Below are 16,666 nucleotides of genomic sequence, written 5' to 3'. Positions count from 1 at the left end.
CCTCTTCTTATTTTAAAATATTTGCAATATATGTTTGAAGTTCTTCTACTTTTACTTCTTCAGACTCACCTGTAGCACGTACTTTCACTTCTACAATACCTTCGTCTGCTTTTTTACCAACTGTAACACGAACTGGAAGACCGAATAAATCTGCATCTGCAAATTTAACACCTGCACGTTCTGCACGATCGTCTAATAACACTTCATAGCCTTGTTCTTGTAATGAGTTGTAAATATTTTCACCCATTTCACGTTGTGCATCAGATTTCATATTTACTGGAATTACATGCACATGGAACGGTGCTACCGCTTTTGGCCAAACTAAGCCGTTCTCATCGTTAAATTGCTCTGCAATTGCTGCTACTGTACGAGATACACCGATACCGTAACAACCCATAATAAGTGGTTGTGTTTTTCCGTTTTCATCTAGGAATGTTGCGTTCATTGCTTCACTATAACGAGTTCCTAATTTGAATACATGACCAACTTCAATTCCGCGTGCGAAAAGAATTGTTCCGTTTCCATCTGGAGATTGGTCTCCTTCTTGAATGAAGCGTAAATCTGTATATTGACTTACTTTAAAGTCACGTTCTGGATTTACATTTACATAATGGAATCCTTCTTCATTCGCTCCTGAACATCCGTTAACAATTGATGCTACAGCATGATCAGCAATAATTTCGATATCACCTGTTACATTAATCGGTCCTAATGAACCCACTTCACAATTTAATAATGCTTTTACTTCTTCATGAGAAGCAAGCTCAACAACTGAAGCGCCGTATACATTTTTCACTTTCACATCGTTTACTTCGTGATCACCACGAACAAGTACAACTACTAATTTCTCATCTACTTTAAACACCATAGACTTAATGCACTTGTCAGCTGCAATGTTTAAGAATGCAGATACTTCTTCAATTGCTTTTTGGTCTGGTGTTGCTACTTTTTCAAGTGCTTTTTCTGCTTCGTCACTCTTCTTATACGTAGCTACAACAGGAGCCATTTCGATGTTTGCTGCATAATCAGATGTGTCAGAGTATGCAATTGTATCTTCACCAACATCAGATAATACCATAAATTCATGTGTATCTTTTCCGCCCATTGCTCCAGAATCAGCAATAACTGCACGGAAATTCAAACCACAGCGAGCAAAAATGTTAGAGTATGCTTTATATAAGCGATCGTATACTTCATCTAAGCTCTCTTGTGTAGCATGGAAAGAGTATGCATCTTTCATTAGAAACTCTCTTCCACGTAATAAGCCGAAACGAGGTCTTTGCTCATCACGGAATTTTGTTTGAATTTGGTATAATGTTAACGGTAATTTTTTATATGATTTCACTTCATCACGCACAAGATCCGTAATTACTTCCTCATGTGTCGCTCCTAATGCGAATTCACGAGCATTACGATCTTTCATACGCATTAATTCAGATCCGTAAGAATACCAACGACCTGATTCTTGCCATAATTCCGCAGCTTGCATAGCTGGCATTAATAATTCTACAGCTCCTGCGCGCTCCATTTCTTCTCGAACGATACGTTCTACTTTGTGTAATACTTTTAATCCAAATGGTAGAAAGCTATAAATACCAGAAGCATTTTGACGCATAAAACCTGCACGAAGTAATAGCTGATGACTCTTAATTTCAGCATCAGCTGGAACTTCACGTAATGTAGGACTGAATACCATACTTTGTTTCATTTATTTGCACCTCTTCATTTTACTCTTACACGCAGTAAAACCCCTCACCTCGAGTTAGGTGAGGGATTTTATTCTACGAGCTCTATTTCATTATAAGTTTCACTTTATTTTACAAGAAAAACTTACGAATGTCATTCCAAGTTACAACTAACATAAGTAACATTAATAATGCAAAACCAATAAAGTGAACCATTCCTTCTTTTTGGCGATCAATTGGTTTTCCTCGTAACGCTTCAATTAAGAAGAAGAATAAACGGCCACCATCTAAAGCAGGAACTGGTAATAAATTAAATAAACCAAGATTAATGCTTAGAACTGCAGCTAAACTTAGTACACGCGTAAACCCATAATCTACAACTTGATCTGTTAGATTATAAATTCCTACTGGACCTGATAACTCATTAATAGAAAATTGACCAGTTACTAATTTAACAAGAGATTCAAAAATTAGTTTCGTCCATTGGTACGTTTGTTCAAATCCTGATTTAATAGAACCCATTACTGTTTTCTCTACAGGAGAATAAACACCGATTCTACCAACTTCGTCTTTTCCTTCTTTATCAAGTGTTGGCGTTACTTTCACATTAAACTGTTCATTATCACGCTTTACTTGTAACGTAATTTCTTTATTTGGGTTTTCACGTACAATAGTAACAACATCTTTCCATGTACTTGTGTTTTTCCCATCAATAGCTTGAATTGTATCATTCTCTTTCAATCCAGCTTCCTGTGCTGCACTGTTATCCATCACTTTTCCGACCATTGGTTTGTCAATAGGGACCCCTTGTACAAATCCAAGAATCACAAAAATAACAAATGCTAAAATGAAGTTCATTGCAGGACCCGCAAAGATTGTTAAAGCGCGTTGCCCTAGTTTTTTCGAGCCAAATTGTCTATTATACGGGGCAATTTGAATTTCTTCCCCCGCAGTAATAATACGAGCCTTTTCATTCACTCGGAATGTTTGAAGCTCTTCCTCGTACTCTTCATAGCCCGAAATTGTTAAATTATGCTCCAAATCAGCTTGTTCGACTTCAATAACACGAACATTTGGATACTTTTCATATCCATCAAAAACTAATTTCACAACTTCGTCTTTTTCATTTAATACAAGGCCAACCTTTTTCCCAGGCTTTAACTCAACTGTGTCCGCATCCTCGCCAGCCATTCTTACATAGCCACCAAGGGGCAGTAATCGAATCGTATACACCGTTTCATTCTTTTCAAATGAGAATATTTTCGGACCAAAACCAATCGCAAACTCGCGGCATAAAATACCTGCTCTTTTTGCGAAATATAGATGCCCTAGCTCATGGAAAAATACGAGTGCACCGAAAATTAATATAAAGGCAATCGCTGTATTCAATTCCATAACCACCTTTGCTAAATTTGTTCCATCACAAACCGTCTTGTGGCCGCATCAATTTCCAAAATTTCCTCTAAGCTCGGTCGTGCAATGACATTGTGATGGTTCATTGCTTTTTCAATGAGGTCTTCCACTGTTAAGAAATCAATTCTCTTTTGTAAAAAGGCTTCAACAGCTACTTCATTCGCTGCGTTCATTACAGCTGGCATACTTCCACCTGCTTTTCCAGCTTCATACGCAAAACGTAAACAACGGAATCGTTCTTGGTCCATTTTCTCAAAATGCAACGTCCCTATTTCCCATAAGTTTAACTGTTTTGTGTCTGAAAGAGGCAATCTATCAGGATATGTAAGTGCGTATTGAATTGGTACTCGCATATCAGGTGAACCAAGCTGCGCCATTACACTACGATCTTCAAATTCAACCATAGAATGGATAATACTTTCTTTATGTAAAACAACATCGATTTGCTCATAAGGGATACCAAAAAGCCAATGTGCTTCAATTACTTCTAGTCCCTTATTCATCATTGTAGCAGAATCAATTGTAATTTTCGAACCCATTGACCAGTTTGGATGTCGAAGCGCATCTTCTACGGTCACACGATGCAATTCATCCCTCGTTTTATCGCGGAAACTTCCACCAGAAGCCGTTATAATAAGACGAGAAATTCTTTTTTCATTTTCACCATTCAAGCATTGAAAAATAGCCGAATGTTCACTATCAACTGGAAGTAACGAAACATTATGTTTTCGTGCTGCTTCCATTACAAGATGTCCTGCAGTTACTAACGTTTCTTTATTTGCAATTCCAATTGTTTTTTTCGCCTCAATTGCACGAAGTGTTGGTAACAACCCTACGCTACCTACAACAGCATTTACTACAATCTCCGCATCTGGATGTAATGCTACTTCTAAAAGTCCTTCACTACCATATACAATTTTTGTATTACCAGAAACAGATTGTAATTTTAAAACATCTTCCTCTCTTTGCACAGAGACGATTTGCGGAGAAAATTCTTGAATTACCTTTACTGCGTAGTCAATATTTTTCCCTACAGAAAAAGCAACGAGACGGAATTGGTCTGGGTGCGAGCGTAATACATCTAAAGTTTGTGTACCAATTGATCCGCTTGCACCTAATAAACTAATGTTTTTCATGACTCCAACCCCTCGTTCATTTATTAATTGTATTGTAATAAGAAGTAGAGAATTGGTAAAACGAATAACCAACTATCTGTTCGGTCTAATATACCACCATGCCCAGGTAAAATTGTACCTGAATCCTTTACGCCATAATGACGTTTAAAAGCAGATTGTACTAAATCACCAATTTGTCCAAAAATAGAAATGATAATTGTCAGCACAATTAAAATTACTACATTCGATTCGACTGGGAAGAACACGTTGTAAACAAGTGCCACAATAATTCCACAAACGATGCCCCCTAATGAACCTTCAATCGTTTTATTTGGACTGATTTCTGGCCACAATTTTCTCTTGCCCAATGCTTTTCCTACGAAATATGCGCCTGAATCAGTAGCCCATATAACAAATAATGCGCAAAATACATATTTAATTCCTAATATTCTCGTTTCATTTAAATATAAGAATCCCATTGCCACATATGTCGTTGCCATCAGTAAAAATGAAGCATTATCAAAAGTAAATGTATTCTTAGAAAGGACTGTATATGATAAAAGTAATAAAACAATCACAAATGTGATTTCCAATTTACCTAATCCAATCCATGTAAACAGTTCTGATGCACTACTTGGAATTAAAAGAATCCACAATAATACTGCAGCTAAAACTGTCGGTACTGAAATAAGCGTAAGCTTATTCATACGAATTAATTCATATAAACCTATAGAAGCAAGTGCATACACTAAAACCGTAAAAGGCACGCCACCGTATATTACGATGGGAATGAATAGCGCGGCAGCAACCACTCCAGTAATAATTCTCTGTTTCACTACCAAACCCTCTCTTTCTACACGCCTCCGAATCTGCGCCCTCTATGTTGAAAGTCAGTAATCGCATTTAGCAAATGTTCTTCTTTGAAGTCTGGCCAATACACGTCTGTAAACCAAAACTCCGAATATGCAATTTGCCATAACATGAAATTACTAATACGTAGCTCTCCGCTTGTTCGGATTAACAACTCTGGATCAGGTAAAGAACTCGTCATTAAGTAGGAGGAAAGCATTTCTTCACTTACCTCTTCAGAACGAATTTTTCCTTCCTCATTATCTTTCATCATATGTTGCACAGCAGAAACGATTTCATCTCGACTTCCATAGTTTAACGCGAAATTAAGAATTAATCCCGTATTCTCTTTCGTATCTTCCATGGCTTTCTCCATCGCTCTGCGTGTATGCGTAGGAAGACGATCTTTTTGCCCTATTACTCGGACTTGTACGTTTTCTTCAATCAATTCTGGTAAAAATGTACCTAGAAATTCTTCTGGAAGCTTCATTAAATAATCAACTTCCTTTTTCGGTCTTTTCCAGTTCTCAGTTGAAAAAGCATAAAGAGTTAACACTTTCACATTAAGTTTACTTGCAAATTTTGTAATTTTCTTTACAACTTGCATACCTTCATGATGTCCCGCAATACGAGGCATTGCTCTCCTCTTTGCCCATCTTCCATTCCCATCCATAATGATGGCAATATGTTCTGGGATATATCCTTTTTTCACTTCTTCAACGAGATGATCAAACGATGTGTCCTTTTTACCTTTAAAAAAAGGAAAGTTTTTAAACATCATTCATACCCTCCAGCAAGCAGACGTATGCCTAAAAGTGTAAAAAGACCCCCTTAAGAAGAGGGTCATAATTGCGAAGTTATCGCTATTACACTTCCATGATTTCTTTTTCTTTGTTTTTTGCGATTTCGTCAACTTTTGCAATATATTTATCTGTTTCTTTTTGGATATCTTCAGTATATCCTCTTAAATCATCTTCTGTAATCTCGCCAGCTTTTTCAAGCTTCTTAAGATCATCATTTCCGTCACGACGTACGTTACGAACAGCAACTTTAGCTTCTTCAGCATATTTTTTCACAACTTTTACAAGATCACGACGACGTTCTTCTGTTAATGCAGGGAATGCAATACGAATTACAGTTCCATCATTAGAAGGATTTAAGCCTAAATCTGCTTTTAAAATTGCTTTTTCAATATCACCGATAGAAGTTTTATCATAAGGTTGAATTACTAGTAAACGCGCTTCTGGAACTGTAATGTTCGCTAATTGCACAACTGGTGTTGGTGCACCATAGTAATCAACTTGTACCTTATCTAATACAGACGCGTTTGCACGGCCAGCACGAACTGTTGCTAATTCACGAGAATAAGCAGCAACTGCTTTTTCCATTTTTTCATTTGAAGACTTCAATACTTGTTGTCCCATATTTATTTCCCCCTTACCACTGTTCCGATATTTTCGCCTAAAACGGCACGTTTAATATTACCTTTTTCCATAACTGAGAATACAATTAATGGAATATCATTATCCATACATAGAGAAGAAGCTGTAGAATCCATTACACCTAAACCTTCTTTTAATACGTCTAAGTAAGTAAGCGTTTCATATTTCGTAGCTGTTGGATCAATAGATGGATCCGCATTATATACACCATCTACATTGTTTTTTGCCATTAAAATTACATCTGCTTCAATTTCTGCCGCACGTAATGCTGCTGTTGTATCTGTAGAGAAGTATGGGTTACCTGTACCTGCTGCAAAGATAACAACACGTTTTTTCTCTAAGTGACGAACTGCTTTACGACGAATGTAAGGTTCTGCAACTTGACGCATCTCAATTGAAGTTTGTACACGAGTTTGAATTCCGATATTCTCCAAGCTATCTTGAAGAGCTAATGAATTCATAACTGTCGCTAACATGCCCATGTAATCTGCCCCTGCACGATCCATGCCCATTTCACTTCCAATTTTCCCACGCCAAATGTTACCGCCACCAACAACAACAGCAACCTCTACATCAAGTTCTGCAATTTCTTTTACTTGTTCCGCAACTGACTTAATAACAGTTGGGTTAATTCCAAATCCTTGCTCTCCAGCTAAAGCTTCTCCACTTAGCTTTAAAACGACACGATTATATTTCGGTTTACTCATAATGAACCTCCAATTGCTTACATCTTTATTTTAAAAAAGGGAACACAATGTGTTCCCTAATCTGTATTAGTTGCTACCTTTTACTTGGTTCATTACTTCTTCAGCAAAGTTGTCTTCGCGTTTTTCGATACCTTCACCAACAGCGTAGCGAACGAATCCTTTTAATGTTCCGCCTTTAGACTCAACGAACTGACGAACTTTCATATCAGGGTTTTTAACGAATGCTTGGTCAAGTAAGCAAATCTCTTCGAAGAATTTGCCTAAACGGCCTTCAACCATTTTTGCAACGATTTTCTCAGGCTTGCCTTCGTTTAATGCTTGTTGTGTTAATACTTGACGCTCATGCTCAACTTCTTCAGCTGTTACAGCATCGCGGTCGATGTATTTAGGGTTAACTGCAGCGATGTGCATTGCAACATCTTTAGCAGCAGCTTCATCAGTAGAACCTTCAAGAACTGTTAATACACCAATGCGTCCACCCATGTGTAGGTAAGCGCCGAATGCATCTGCATCAGTTTTTGATACGATTTCGAAACGACGAAGTGTAAGTTTTTCACCAATTTTAGCGATTGCTTCGTTGATGTGCTCTTCAACTTTTTTACCGTTTTCCATTGTTTGAGCCATAGCTTCTTCAACGTTAGCTGGTTTGTTAGTTAATAAGTGAGCAGCTAATTCTTTAATTAGTGTTTGGAAACCTTCGTTTTTCGCAACGAAATCAGTTTCAGAGTTTAATTCTAAGATTAAAGCATCGTTACCGTTTGTTTCGATGAAAGTTAAACCTTCAGCAGCAATGCGGTCAGCTTTTTTAGCAGCTTTCGCAATACCTTTTTCACGTAAGAAGTCAATTGCCTTCTCCATGTCGCCGTTAGTTTCTGTTAAAGCTTTTTTGCAGTCCATCATACCTGCGCCAGTTTTTTCACGTAATTCTTTTACCATTTGAGCAGTGATTGCCATACTTTTCATCCTCCTAAAATATGTATTTATACCTTTTATAAAGGTGTTTATACCTTAAAAAAGGTGATAAAAGGCCGAACCCCTTATCACCTTTCCAACTTTGTTACGCAGTAACAGTTTCTTCACCTTGTTTTGCTTCAAGGATCGCGTCTGCCATTTTAGATGTAAGAAGTTTTACAGCACGAATTGCATCATCGTTTGCTGGGATAACGTGATCGATTTCGTCTGGATCACAGTTTGTATCAACGATACCGATGATTGGAATGTGTAATTTGCGTGCTTCAGCAACTGCAATACGCTCTTTACGAGGGTCTACTACGAATAATGCACTTGGAAGACCTTTCATATCTTTAATACCGCCTAAGAATTTCTCAAGACGCTCTAACTCTTTTTTAAGTTGAACAACTTCTTTCTTAGGAAGTACTTCGAAAGTACCATCTTCTTGCATTCTTTCGATGTCTTTAAGACGCTTGATACGCTTTTGGATTGTTTGGAAGTTTGTTAAAGTTCCGCCTAACCAACGTTGGTTAACGAAGTACATACCAGCACGAGTTGCTTCTTCTTTAATAGCTTCTTGTGCTTGTTTTTTAGTACCTACGAATAAGATGTCTCCGCCTTCAGCAGCGATGTCGCGCATCGTTCTGTAAGCTTCCTCAACTTTTTTCACAGTTTTTTGTAAGTCGATGATGTAGATACCGTTACGCTCTGTGAAAATGTAACGCTTCATTTTTGGGTTCCAACGACGAGTTTGATGTCCGAAATGAACACCAGCTTCAAGCAATTGCTTCATAGAAATTACTGACATAATATAGTTCCTCCTAAATGGTTTTTGATATCCTCCGTTTACTTCATCTCTAAGCGAAACTACAAACGTAGCACCAACACTTAAATCAGTAAACGTGTGTACTTTGTACTGACACCACTGCTTACTATATCATACTGAAATATTACAATCAAGTCGAAAATGCGAACAATGTAAAACTTTCTTTGTGCATACTCGAATTCTAGTATTACCAACCTTCATTTCTTTTAAGCAAAAAAATAAATACAATTAATAGTTTTCTCAGAAAACACGCTTATGACACTTTTCACAAGCACCATCTATCCATTGCACATAAAAAACTCTCCTCGATTGAGGAGAGTTTTTTACAAATTAGTTTGTTTTTAATTTAGCAAGTTCCTGTAGAAACTTGTCGTTTAGCACTTTAATGTATGTTCCTTTCATACCTAAAGAACGAGACTCAATAACACCAGCACTTTCTAATTTACGTAGTGCATTTACGATTACAGAACGAGTAATTCCTACGCGATCAGCAATTTTACTTGCAACAAGTAAACCTTCTGTTCCATTTAATTCTTCGAAGATGTGCTCAATCGCTTCTAACTCACTGTAAGATAATGAGCTGATTGCCATTTGAACAACAGCTTTACTACGTGCTTCCTCTTCGATTTCTTCTGCTTTTTCACGTAAGATTTCCATACCTACAACAGTTGAGCTGTACTCAGCAAGGATTAAATCATCATCTAAGAACTCTTGACCAAGACGAGCTAATACTAATGTACCTAGACGCTCACCGCCACCAACGATTGGTACGATTGTAGTTAAACCTTGACCAAATAATTCTCTGTTTTCTACTGGGAATGCTGTGTAAGCACTGTTCACATCTAAGTTTGAAGATGTTTCTGTAATGTTGAATAAGCTTTGTGTATATTCTTCTGGGAATTGACGTTCTGCAAGCATTTGCTTCATGCGTTCGTTTTCGATTTGTTGGTGAATTGCATAACCTAGTAATTTACCACGACGGCTAACTACGAATACGTTTGCTTCGATTACTTCACACATTGTGTCAGACATTTCTCTAAAGTTTACAGGCTTCCCTGCTGCGCTCTGTAATAACGCATTTAATTTTCTCGTTTTTGCTAATAATTCCATTTCAAAAGTTCCTCCTACATGTTACTCACATATTTTTTCATCACTTGGAAACTAGGGCGAGTCACCTGATGACACTATTACAAAATAAACTGGCTCACATCTTTATTTTTAGCAATTGTTGCTAATTTCTCCTCAACGTATTGAGGTGTTATCGTTATTTTCTCTAACGTAATTTCAGATGCTTCAAACGATAAATCTTCAAGGAGCTTCTCCATAATCGTATGAAGTCTTCTTGCTCCAATATTATCTGTATCCTGATTAACTTGATAAGCAATCTCAGCAATCTTACGAATAGCTTCGTCTGAAAATTCAATTTCTATACCTTCAGTCGCTAATAATGCCATATATTGTTTAATTAACGCATTGTCAGGCTCGATTAGTATTTTAACAAAATCGTCTGTCGATAATTTTGTTAATTCTACTCGAATCGGAAATCTCCCTTGCAATTCCGGAATTAAATCCGACGGTTTAGACATATGGAACGCTCCAGCTGCAACGAATAAAATATAATCCGTTTTTACTGATCCGTATTTTGTCGCAACATTCGACCCTTCTACAATCGGCAAAATGTCACGTTGCACACCTTCACGTGATACATCTACGCTATTCGACTGCTTACCAGCAATTTTGTCAATTTCATCGATAAAAATAATCCCGAGCTGTTCAGCACGATAAACAGCCTCTTGTGTAACTTCATCCATATCAATTAAGCGCTGTGCCTCTTCATTTGTCAAGAGTTTTCTTGCTTCTTTTACAGAAAGTTTACGTTTTTTCGTTTTTTTCGGCATAAAACTTCCTAGCGCATCTTGGAAATTCATTCCCATTTGCTCCATGCCAGTTCCTTGTAACATATCAAACATGGAAGACTGTTGTTCAGTCACTTCAATCGATACAATTTCGTCTTCAAGAAGCCCTGCAGCAAGCTTTCTCTCCACATCTTGACGCTTCTTTTCGATTTCAACATCTTCTTGTGTATCAGACGTTTGATTCGAATTTTGAGTGCCTCCAAAAAGCATCTCTAATGGATTTTTGAATCCAGATTGTTTCTCTGGACTCGGCACTAAAATTTCAACAAGACGTTGATTCGCTTGCTCTTCGGCTTTATCTTGAACTTTCACTACCATTTCTTCTTTTACGATACGAACCGATGTTTCCACTAGGTCACGTACCATCGACTCTACATCTCTACCCACATATCCAACTTCTGTGAATTTTGTAGCCTCAACCTTAATAAAAGGTGCTCCAACGAGTTTCGCCATTCGTCGTGCTACCTCTGTTTTCCCAACACCTGTCGGTCCAATCATTAAGATATTTTTAGGTGCAATTTCGTCACGTAAATTTTCAGCTAATTTACTGCGACGATATCGATTTCTCAACGCTACAGCAACCGCTTTCTTTGCGTCTTTTTGACCGATGATGTATTGATCTAATTTTTCCACAATTTGGCGCGGAGTAAAATGTAAATGCATATAAAATGCCTCCCTTACGATTCTACAATTCTTCAACAATTATGTTGTGATTCGTATAAACACAAATATCGCCAGCAATCTCTAAACTCGCTTTCGCAATTTGCTTCGCTGTTAAGTGTTCACTTGCATATTGCTTTAAAGCACGACCTGCAGAAAGTGCATAATTCCCACCAGATCCAATTGCTAAAATACCATCATCCGGTTCAATTACTTCTCCTGTACCTGAAACAAGGAGCATAGTTGTTTTATCCATGACAATGAGCATTGCTTCTAGCTGACGTAACATTTTATCGCCACGCCATTGTTTGGCCATTTCAACAGCAGCACGCTGCAAGTTGCCATTATACTCTTCTAATTTCCCTTCAAACATTTCAAAAAGAGTAAATGCGTCAGCAACTGATCCTGCGAAACCAGCCAAAACTTTACCTTGGAAAAGTTTACGAACTTTACGAGCTGTATGTTTCATTACAACAGCATTTCCCATTGTCACTTGGCCATCTCCAGCCATTGCACATTCTCCATTATGATGAACTGCAAATATCGTTGTAGCGTGGAAATTTCCCATAGAAAAAACTCCTTTATTTGTTTTTATAGCTTTTAAAGCAATTTATGCCCGCGGGTGATGCTTCATGTAAACAGAACGCAATCTTTCTTTAGAGACATGCGTATAAATTTGTGTCGTCGACAAATTTTCATGGCCTAATAACTCCTGTACAGTACGTAAATCCGCCCCTTCATCTAGCATATGTGTAGCAAATGTATGCCTTAACATATGGGGACTTATCCGCATTGTCAGCGAAGCCTTTTTAATGAGTTCATTTAAAACATAACGAACTCCACGACTTGTTAGCGGTTTACCTTTCGCATTTAAAAATACCATATGAGAGTCTTCGTCAGTCTTATTAACTAACTGTTTTCTCCCATTCTCTATATAAGTAATTAAAGAATCTTGCGCATAGCTTCCGAACGGAATATACCTTTGTTTTTTTCCTTTTCCCATTACTAAAATTGTTCCCACCGCAAAGTCAATATCGGTAAGTTGTAAATTGACACATTCACTCACACGGATCCCAGTCGCATACATCAACTCTAACAAAGCTTGATTCCTTTGACCTAATGGTGTTTCTGTGTCAGAAACTTCAAATAATTCCTCTAACTCTTCAGCATATAAAAACTTTGGGATTGACAATTCTTTTTTGGGGAGTGACGCAAGTGCAAACGGATTATCCTTTCGATAACCTTCACGCATCAAAAAACGATATAAACTTCGTAAGCTTGATACTTTTCTTGCGACAGATTTACGGGCTAACTTCTCATCGTGCAACGTCGTTAAGTACAAACGAACATCCGCGTATGTAACGTCTAAAAAAGAGGATATGCCTTCTCGTTCCATAAATTGCACAAAATGTTCTAAATCATTTTGATAACTTGCAATTGTATATTTTGAATAATTTCTTTCAATTTGTAAATATCCAACGAATAATTGTAACAATTTCTTCACATTCACACAACTCACCTCAATAAAGGCTACTAAATCGTATCACAACTTAGTAGCCTTTGCAAGAAATTTAACTAAATATTTACAAAATTTCGAATCGTTTCTAAAGCGCGTGCTGCGTACGCTTCATTTCGTTCTGCTTTCTTTTTAATCTTCTTCTCTAACGGTGCAAATAGACCGAAGTTCGCATTCATCGGTTGGAAGTTTTTAGCGTTCGTTGCCGTAATGTAATTTGCCATGCTACCCATCGCAGTTACTGGCGGTAATACAACTGGCTCTTCACCTTGCACAAGACGCGCAGCATTAATTCCTGCTAATAATCCTGATGCTGCCGATTCAACATATCCCTCTACTCCAGTCATTTGACCAGCGAAGAATAAATCATCCCGTTGTTTATATTGATACGTTGGACGAAGCAAATTAGGTGAATTAATAAACGTATTACGATGCATTACACCATAACGTACAATCTCTGCATTTTCCAATCCTGGAATTAACTGTAGCACTTCTTTTTGCGGTCCCCACTTTAAATGTGTTTGGAAACCTACGATATTGTATAAAGTTCCCGCTGCATCATCTTGACGTAACTGAACAACAGCATATGGCGTTTTCCCTGTTTTTGGATCTTCCAATCCAACAGGTTTCATAGGTCCAAATACTAACGTCTGTCTCCCTCTACTTGCCATAACCTCTACTGGCATACAACCTTCAAAGAAAATTTCTTTTTCAAACTCTTTTAAAGGCACTGTCTCAGCAGCAATTAGAGCCTCATAAAAACGATCAAACTCTTCTTCTGTCATTGGGCAATTTAAATATGCAGCTTCACCTTTGTCATAACGCGATTTTAAATATACTTTATTCATGTCAATGCTGTCTTTTTCTACGATTGGGGCTGCAGCATCATAGAAGTAGAAATAATCTTCTCCTGTTAATTCTTTCAATTTTGCAGAAAGATCAGGAGATGTTAATGGACCTGTAGCAATAATTGTCGGTCCCTCTGGAATATCTGTAATTTCTTCATTCATTACAGTTACATTTGGATGGTTCTTTACGTATTCTGTTACTTTAGCTGCGAACTCATGACGGTCTACAGCTAAAGCGCCTCCAGCTGGTACAGAGCACTCATCCGCCGCACGAATAATTACAGAATCCATTAAGCGCATTTCCTCTTTAATAACTCCAACTGCATTTGTTAAAGTGTTTGCACGAAGTGAGTTACTACATACTAATTCAGCGAATTTATCTGTGTGATGAGCTGGCGTTTGCCTTACCGGTCTCATTTCATATAATCTAACTTGGACACCACGTTTTGCAATTTGGTAAGCTGCTTCACTTCCTGCAAGACCTGCGCCAATGACGTTTACTACTTGTGTTGTCATTTATATCACCTTTCCTTTTCTTCCCGAAAAAAATGTGAGCAGTTACGCTCACATTTGTTGTTCTTCTTCATAATCGCACGAAATACATTGTACTTGCACGCCTTTTTTCAACTTTTTCTCTACAAGCATGCCTTCGCACTTCGGACACTTACGACCAATTGGCTTATCCCAAGATACAAAGTCGCATTCCGGATACGTACCGCACCCATAGAAAAGACGTTTCTTTTTATTACTACGGCGTTCAATAATTTGACCCTTATCACACTTTGGACAAGTAACACCGATTTCTTTCACAATCGGCTTTGTATTACGACAATCTGGGAAATTCGAGCAAGCCATAAATTTCCCGTATTTACCCATTTTAAAGACCATTGGGTGATTACATAATTCACAATCTTCCCCAGCTGGTTCATCTTTAATTTCCACTTCACGCATTTCTTTTTCCGCTTTTTCTAAACGCGGTTCAAAACCTACGTAGAAATCATCAACAATTTTTACCCAATTCGCATTTCCTTCTTCTACTTCATCAAGGCTTTGCTCCATATTGGCAGTAAATTCAATGTTAATAATTTCTGGGAAAAACTCTAAAATAAGTTCAATTACTATTTCACCAAGTTCAGTCGGAACGAAGCGTTTATTATCCAAGCCTACATACCCACGCTTTTGAATCGTTTCAAGTGTAGGTACATATGTCGACGGTCTTCCAATTCCAAGTTCTTCAAGTGTTCTTACTAGGCGAGCCTCTGTATAGCGCGGAGGAGGTTGTGTAAAATGTTGCTTTGGTTCTAAATCCTTTGAAAATACAGTTTCCCCTACTTCTAAAGGCGGCAACATCTTATCCTTTTCTTCAGCACCATCATCTTTTGACTCTACATACACTTTCATAAATCCTGGGAACTTTACAACCGATCCACTTGCACGGAACTGAACATTGTTATTAATGAGTCTCGCTGTCACAGTATCCATTATAGCAGACGCCATTTGACTTGCAACAAATCGCTCCCAAATCAATTTATATAATCGAAGTTGATCACGACCTAAGAAACTTTTTAGTTCCTCTGGCTTTCTCATTACCGAAGTAGGACGAATTGCCTCATGCGCATCTTGTGCATTTGACTTTTTCGTTTCTTTCTTCTTTTCTGTTCCTATGTATTCCGTACCATACGCTTCAGTGATGTAAGTACGAGCCTCTGTTTGAGCTGTTTCTGAGATACGTGTTGAATCAGTTCTCATATACGTAATAAGACCTACAGTTCCTTGTTTTCCAAGATCTATCCCTTCATACAATTGCTGTGCAAGCATCATTGTTTTCTTTGCTCGCATGTTTAACTTACGGGCTGCTTCTTGTTGCAAGGAAGATGTTGTAAACGGTAATGCAGGGTTACGTTTTCGCTCTTTGCGCGTTACATTGTCAACTGAAAACGCATTGTCTTTCATCTGTTCAATTATTTCATTCACTTGCGTTTCATTTGTTAATTGAACTTTTTCACCATCTACACCGTAAAAGCTTGCTTCAAATGTGTCTTTTCCTTTTACAAATTCTGTTTTAATTGTCCAGAATTCTTCAGGTTCAAAGTTTTGAATTTCCCTTTCACGCTCGATGATTAAACGAACTGCTACAGATTGTACACGTCCTGCACTTAATCCTTTTTTTACTTTCTTCCATAATAAAGGACTAATATTGTAACCAACAAGACGATCAAGTATACGTCTTGCTTGTTGTGCATCCACTAAATCCATATTAATTGCACGAGGATGTTTAAATGATTCTTTGATTGCATCTTTCGTAATCTCATTAAACACAACCCGACAATCTGATTCAACGTCCACATTTAACGTATTCGCTAAATGCCAAGCAATCGCTTCCCCTTCACGATCTGGATCGGCCGCGAGATAGACTTTCTTTGCTTTTTTGGCCGCTGATTTTAAATCTTTTAAGACGGGACCTTTACCACGAATGGTAATATACTTCGGGGTGAAGTTGTTCTTTACTTCTATCCCCATTTGACTTTTTGGCAAATCGCGAACATGTCCCATAGACGCGACAACTTTGTATTTTTTCCCTAAATATTTCTCAATGGTCTTCGCCTTAGAAGGCGACTCCACGATTACGAGGTAATCTGACATGCTAGTGCCTCCTTAAGAGGTGGATTCAAGTCTTCATTAATCTTATTGATTTCTCTTGTTTTTGTCAATCAAGAATGAATATACCATACAGTGCC

Annotated in this window: 15 protein-coding genes; all 15 read right to left on the bottom strand. The window is 37.8% G+C overall.

The annotated features are described in order from the left end of the window. Nucleotides 1-7 precede the first annotated feature (7 nt). The 15 genes from AU379_RS05260 to topA all read right to left on the bottom strand — a co-directional run bounded on the left by AU379_RS05260 (nucleotide 8) and on the right by topA (nucleotide 16,571). Entirely contained in the window at nucleotides 8-1,708 is a 1,701-nt protein-coding gene (locus AU379_RS05260; RefSeq protein ID WP_000814297.1) for a proline--tRNA ligase, read from the bottom strand. Nucleotides 1,709-1,817: 109 nt separating this feature from the next. Next, nucleotides 1,818-3,074, bottom strand: coding sequence for an RIP metalloprotease RseP (gene rseP, locus AU379_RS05255; RefSeq protein ID WP_061138986.1), 1,257 nt, complete (start codon nucleotides 3,072-3,074; stop codon nucleotides 1,818-1,820). 17 nt (nucleotides 3,075-3,091) lie between these two features. Next, entirely contained in the window at nucleotides 3,092-4,234 is a 1,143-nt protein-coding gene (dxr, locus tag AU379_RS05250; protein ID WP_000790375.1) for a 1-deoxy-D-xylulose-5-phosphate reductoisomerase, read from the bottom strand. A 23-nt stretch (nucleotides 4,235-4,257) separates the two neighbouring features. After that, nucleotides 4,258-5,049, bottom strand: a complete 792-nt coding sequence (gene cdsA / locus AU379_RS05245; protein WP_000813592.1) for a phosphatidate cytidylyltransferase — start codon at nucleotides 5,047-5,049, stop codon at nucleotides 4,258-4,260. A gap of 17 nt (nucleotides 5,050-5,066) precedes the next feature. After that, nucleotides 5,067-5,843: an isoprenyl transferase gene (uppS, locus tag AU379_RS05240; RefSeq protein WP_000971296.1), complete on the bottom strand. Its 777-nt coding sequence runs from the start codon at nucleotides 5,841-5,843 to the stop codon at nucleotides 5,067-5,069. A gap of 85 nt (nucleotides 5,844-5,928) precedes the next feature. Then, on the bottom strand, nucleotides 5,929-6,486 hold the full coding sequence (frr, locus tag AU379_RS05235) for a ribosome recycling factor (protein WP_000531501.1): 558 nt from the start codon (nucleotides 6,484-6,486) through the stop codon (nucleotides 5,929-5,931). Between the two features lie 2 nt (nucleotides 6,487-6,488). After that, nucleotides 6,489-7,211, bottom strand: a complete 723-nt coding sequence (pyrH, locus tag AU379_RS05230) for a UMP kinase (RefSeq protein WP_000042668.1) — start codon at nucleotides 7,209-7,211, stop codon at nucleotides 6,489-6,491. Between the two features lie 66 nt (nucleotides 7,212-7,277). Further along, complete coding sequence (gene tsf, locus AU379_RS05225) at nucleotides 7,278-8,165, bottom strand: translation elongation factor Ts (RefSeq protein ID WP_001018578.1); 888 nt, start codon at nucleotides 8,163-8,165, stop codon at nucleotides 7,278-7,280. 103 nt (nucleotides 8,166-8,268) lie between these two features. Continuing rightward, the gene (gene rpsB / locus AU379_RS05220) at nucleotides 8,269-8,970 is read right to left on the bottom strand and encodes a 30S ribosomal protein S2 (protein ID WP_000111485.1); all 702 of its coding nucleotides are present in this window, start codon (nucleotides 8,968-8,970) and stop codon (nucleotides 8,269-8,271) included. Between the two features lie 348 nt (nucleotides 8,971-9,318). Continuing rightward, nucleotides 9,319-10,098 carry a GTP-sensing pleiotropic transcriptional regulator CodY gene (codY, locus tag AU379_RS05215; RefSeq protein ID WP_000421290.1) on the bottom strand — a complete coding sequence of 260 codons (780 nt, stop codon included), beginning with the start codon at nucleotides 10,096-10,098 and terminating at the stop codon, nucleotides 9,319-9,321. A gap of 77 nt (nucleotides 10,099-10,175) precedes the next feature. Further along, the gene (hslU, locus tag AU379_RS05210; protein ID WP_000550087.1) at nucleotides 10,176-11,567 is read right to left on the bottom strand and encodes an ATP-dependent protease ATPase subunit HslU; all 1,392 of its coding nucleotides are present in this window, start codon (nucleotides 11,565-11,567) and stop codon (nucleotides 10,176-10,178) included. A gap of 22 nt (nucleotides 11,568-11,589) precedes the next feature. After that, the gene (gene hslV / locus AU379_RS05205) at nucleotides 11,590-12,132 is read right to left on the bottom strand and encodes an ATP-dependent protease proteolytic subunit HslV (protein ID WP_000526272.1); all 543 of its coding nucleotides are present in this window, start codon (nucleotides 12,130-12,132) and stop codon (nucleotides 11,590-11,592) included. A gap of 42 nt (nucleotides 12,133-12,174) precedes the next feature. Further along, nucleotides 12,175-13,074 carry a tyrosine recombinase XerC gene (gene xerC, locus AU379_RS05200; protein ID WP_001101241.1) on the bottom strand — a complete coding sequence of 300 codons (900 nt, stop codon included), beginning with the start codon at nucleotides 13,072-13,074 and terminating at the stop codon, nucleotides 12,175-12,177. Between the two features lie 65 nt (nucleotides 13,075-13,139). Beyond that, nucleotides 13,140-14,444: an FADH(2)-oxidizing methylenetetrahydrofolate--tRNA-(uracil(54)-C(5))-methyltransferase TrmFO gene (gene trmFO, locus AU379_RS05195; RefSeq protein ID WP_000213002.1), complete on the bottom strand. Its 1,305-nt coding sequence runs from the start codon at nucleotides 14,442-14,444 to the stop codon at nucleotides 13,140-13,142. A 48-nt stretch (nucleotides 14,445-14,492) separates the two neighbouring features. Beyond that, on the bottom strand, nucleotides 14,493-16,571 hold the full coding sequence (topA, locus tag AU379_RS05190) for a type I DNA topoisomerase (RefSeq protein ID WP_001286960.1): 2,079 nt from the start codon (nucleotides 16,569-16,571) through the stop codon (nucleotides 14,493-14,495). Nucleotides 16,572-16,666 lie beyond the last annotated feature (95 nt).

It is taken from the genome of Bacillus sp. JH7 (assembly GCF_001563515.1).
Classification (GTDB): Bacteria; Bacillota; Bacilli; order Bacillales; family Bacillaceae_G; genus Bacillus_A; species Bacillus_A cereus.
The sequence above is the reverse complement of the archived record's forward strand: the minus strand, read 5'-3'. Positions and strand labels throughout refer to the sequence as shown.

Coding starts and splice junctions, on each gene's coding strand:
- hslV (WP_000526272.1), bottom strand. CDS start 12,132: ATGGGAAATTTCCACGCTACAACGATATTTGCAGTTCATCATAATGGA.
- uppS (WP_000971296.1), bottom strand. CDS start 5,843: ATGATGTTTAAAAACTTTCCTTTTTTTAAAGGTAAAAAGGACACATCG.
- frr (WP_000531501.1), bottom strand. CDS start 6,486: ATGGGACAACAAGTATTGAAGTCTTCAAATGAAAAAATGGAAAAAGCA.
- codY (WP_000421290.1), bottom strand. CDS start 10,098: ATGGAATTATTAGCAAAAACGAGAAAATTAAATGCGTTATTACAGAGC.
- topA (WP_001286960.1), bottom strand. CDS start 16,571: ATGTCAGATTACCTCGTAATCGTGGAGTCGCCTTCTAAGGCGAAGACC.
- tsf (WP_001018578.1), bottom strand. CDS start 8,165: ATGGCAATCACTGCTCAAATGGTAAAAGAATTACGTGAAAAAACTGGC.
- hslU (WP_000550087.1), bottom strand. CDS start 11,567: ATGCATTTACATTTTACTCCGCGCCAAATTGTGGAAAAATTAGATCAA.
- AU379_RS05260 (WP_000814297.1), bottom strand. CDS start 1,708: ATGAAACAAAGTATGGTATTCAGTCCTACATTACGTGAAGTTCCAGCT.
- rpsB (WP_000111485.1), bottom strand. CDS start 8,970: ATGTCAGTAATTTCTATGAAGCAATTGCTTGAAGCTGGTGTTCATTTC.
- trmFO (WP_000213002.1), bottom strand. CDS start 14,444: ATGACAACACAAGTAGTAAACGTCATTGGCGCAGGTCTTGCAGGAAGT.
- dxr (WP_000790375.1), bottom strand. CDS start 4,234: ATGAAAAACATTAGTTTATTAGGTGCAAGCGGATCAATTGGTACACAA.
- pyrH (WP_000042668.1), bottom strand. CDS start 7,211: ATGAGTAAACCGAAATATAATCGTGTCGTTTTAAAGCTAAGTGGAGAA.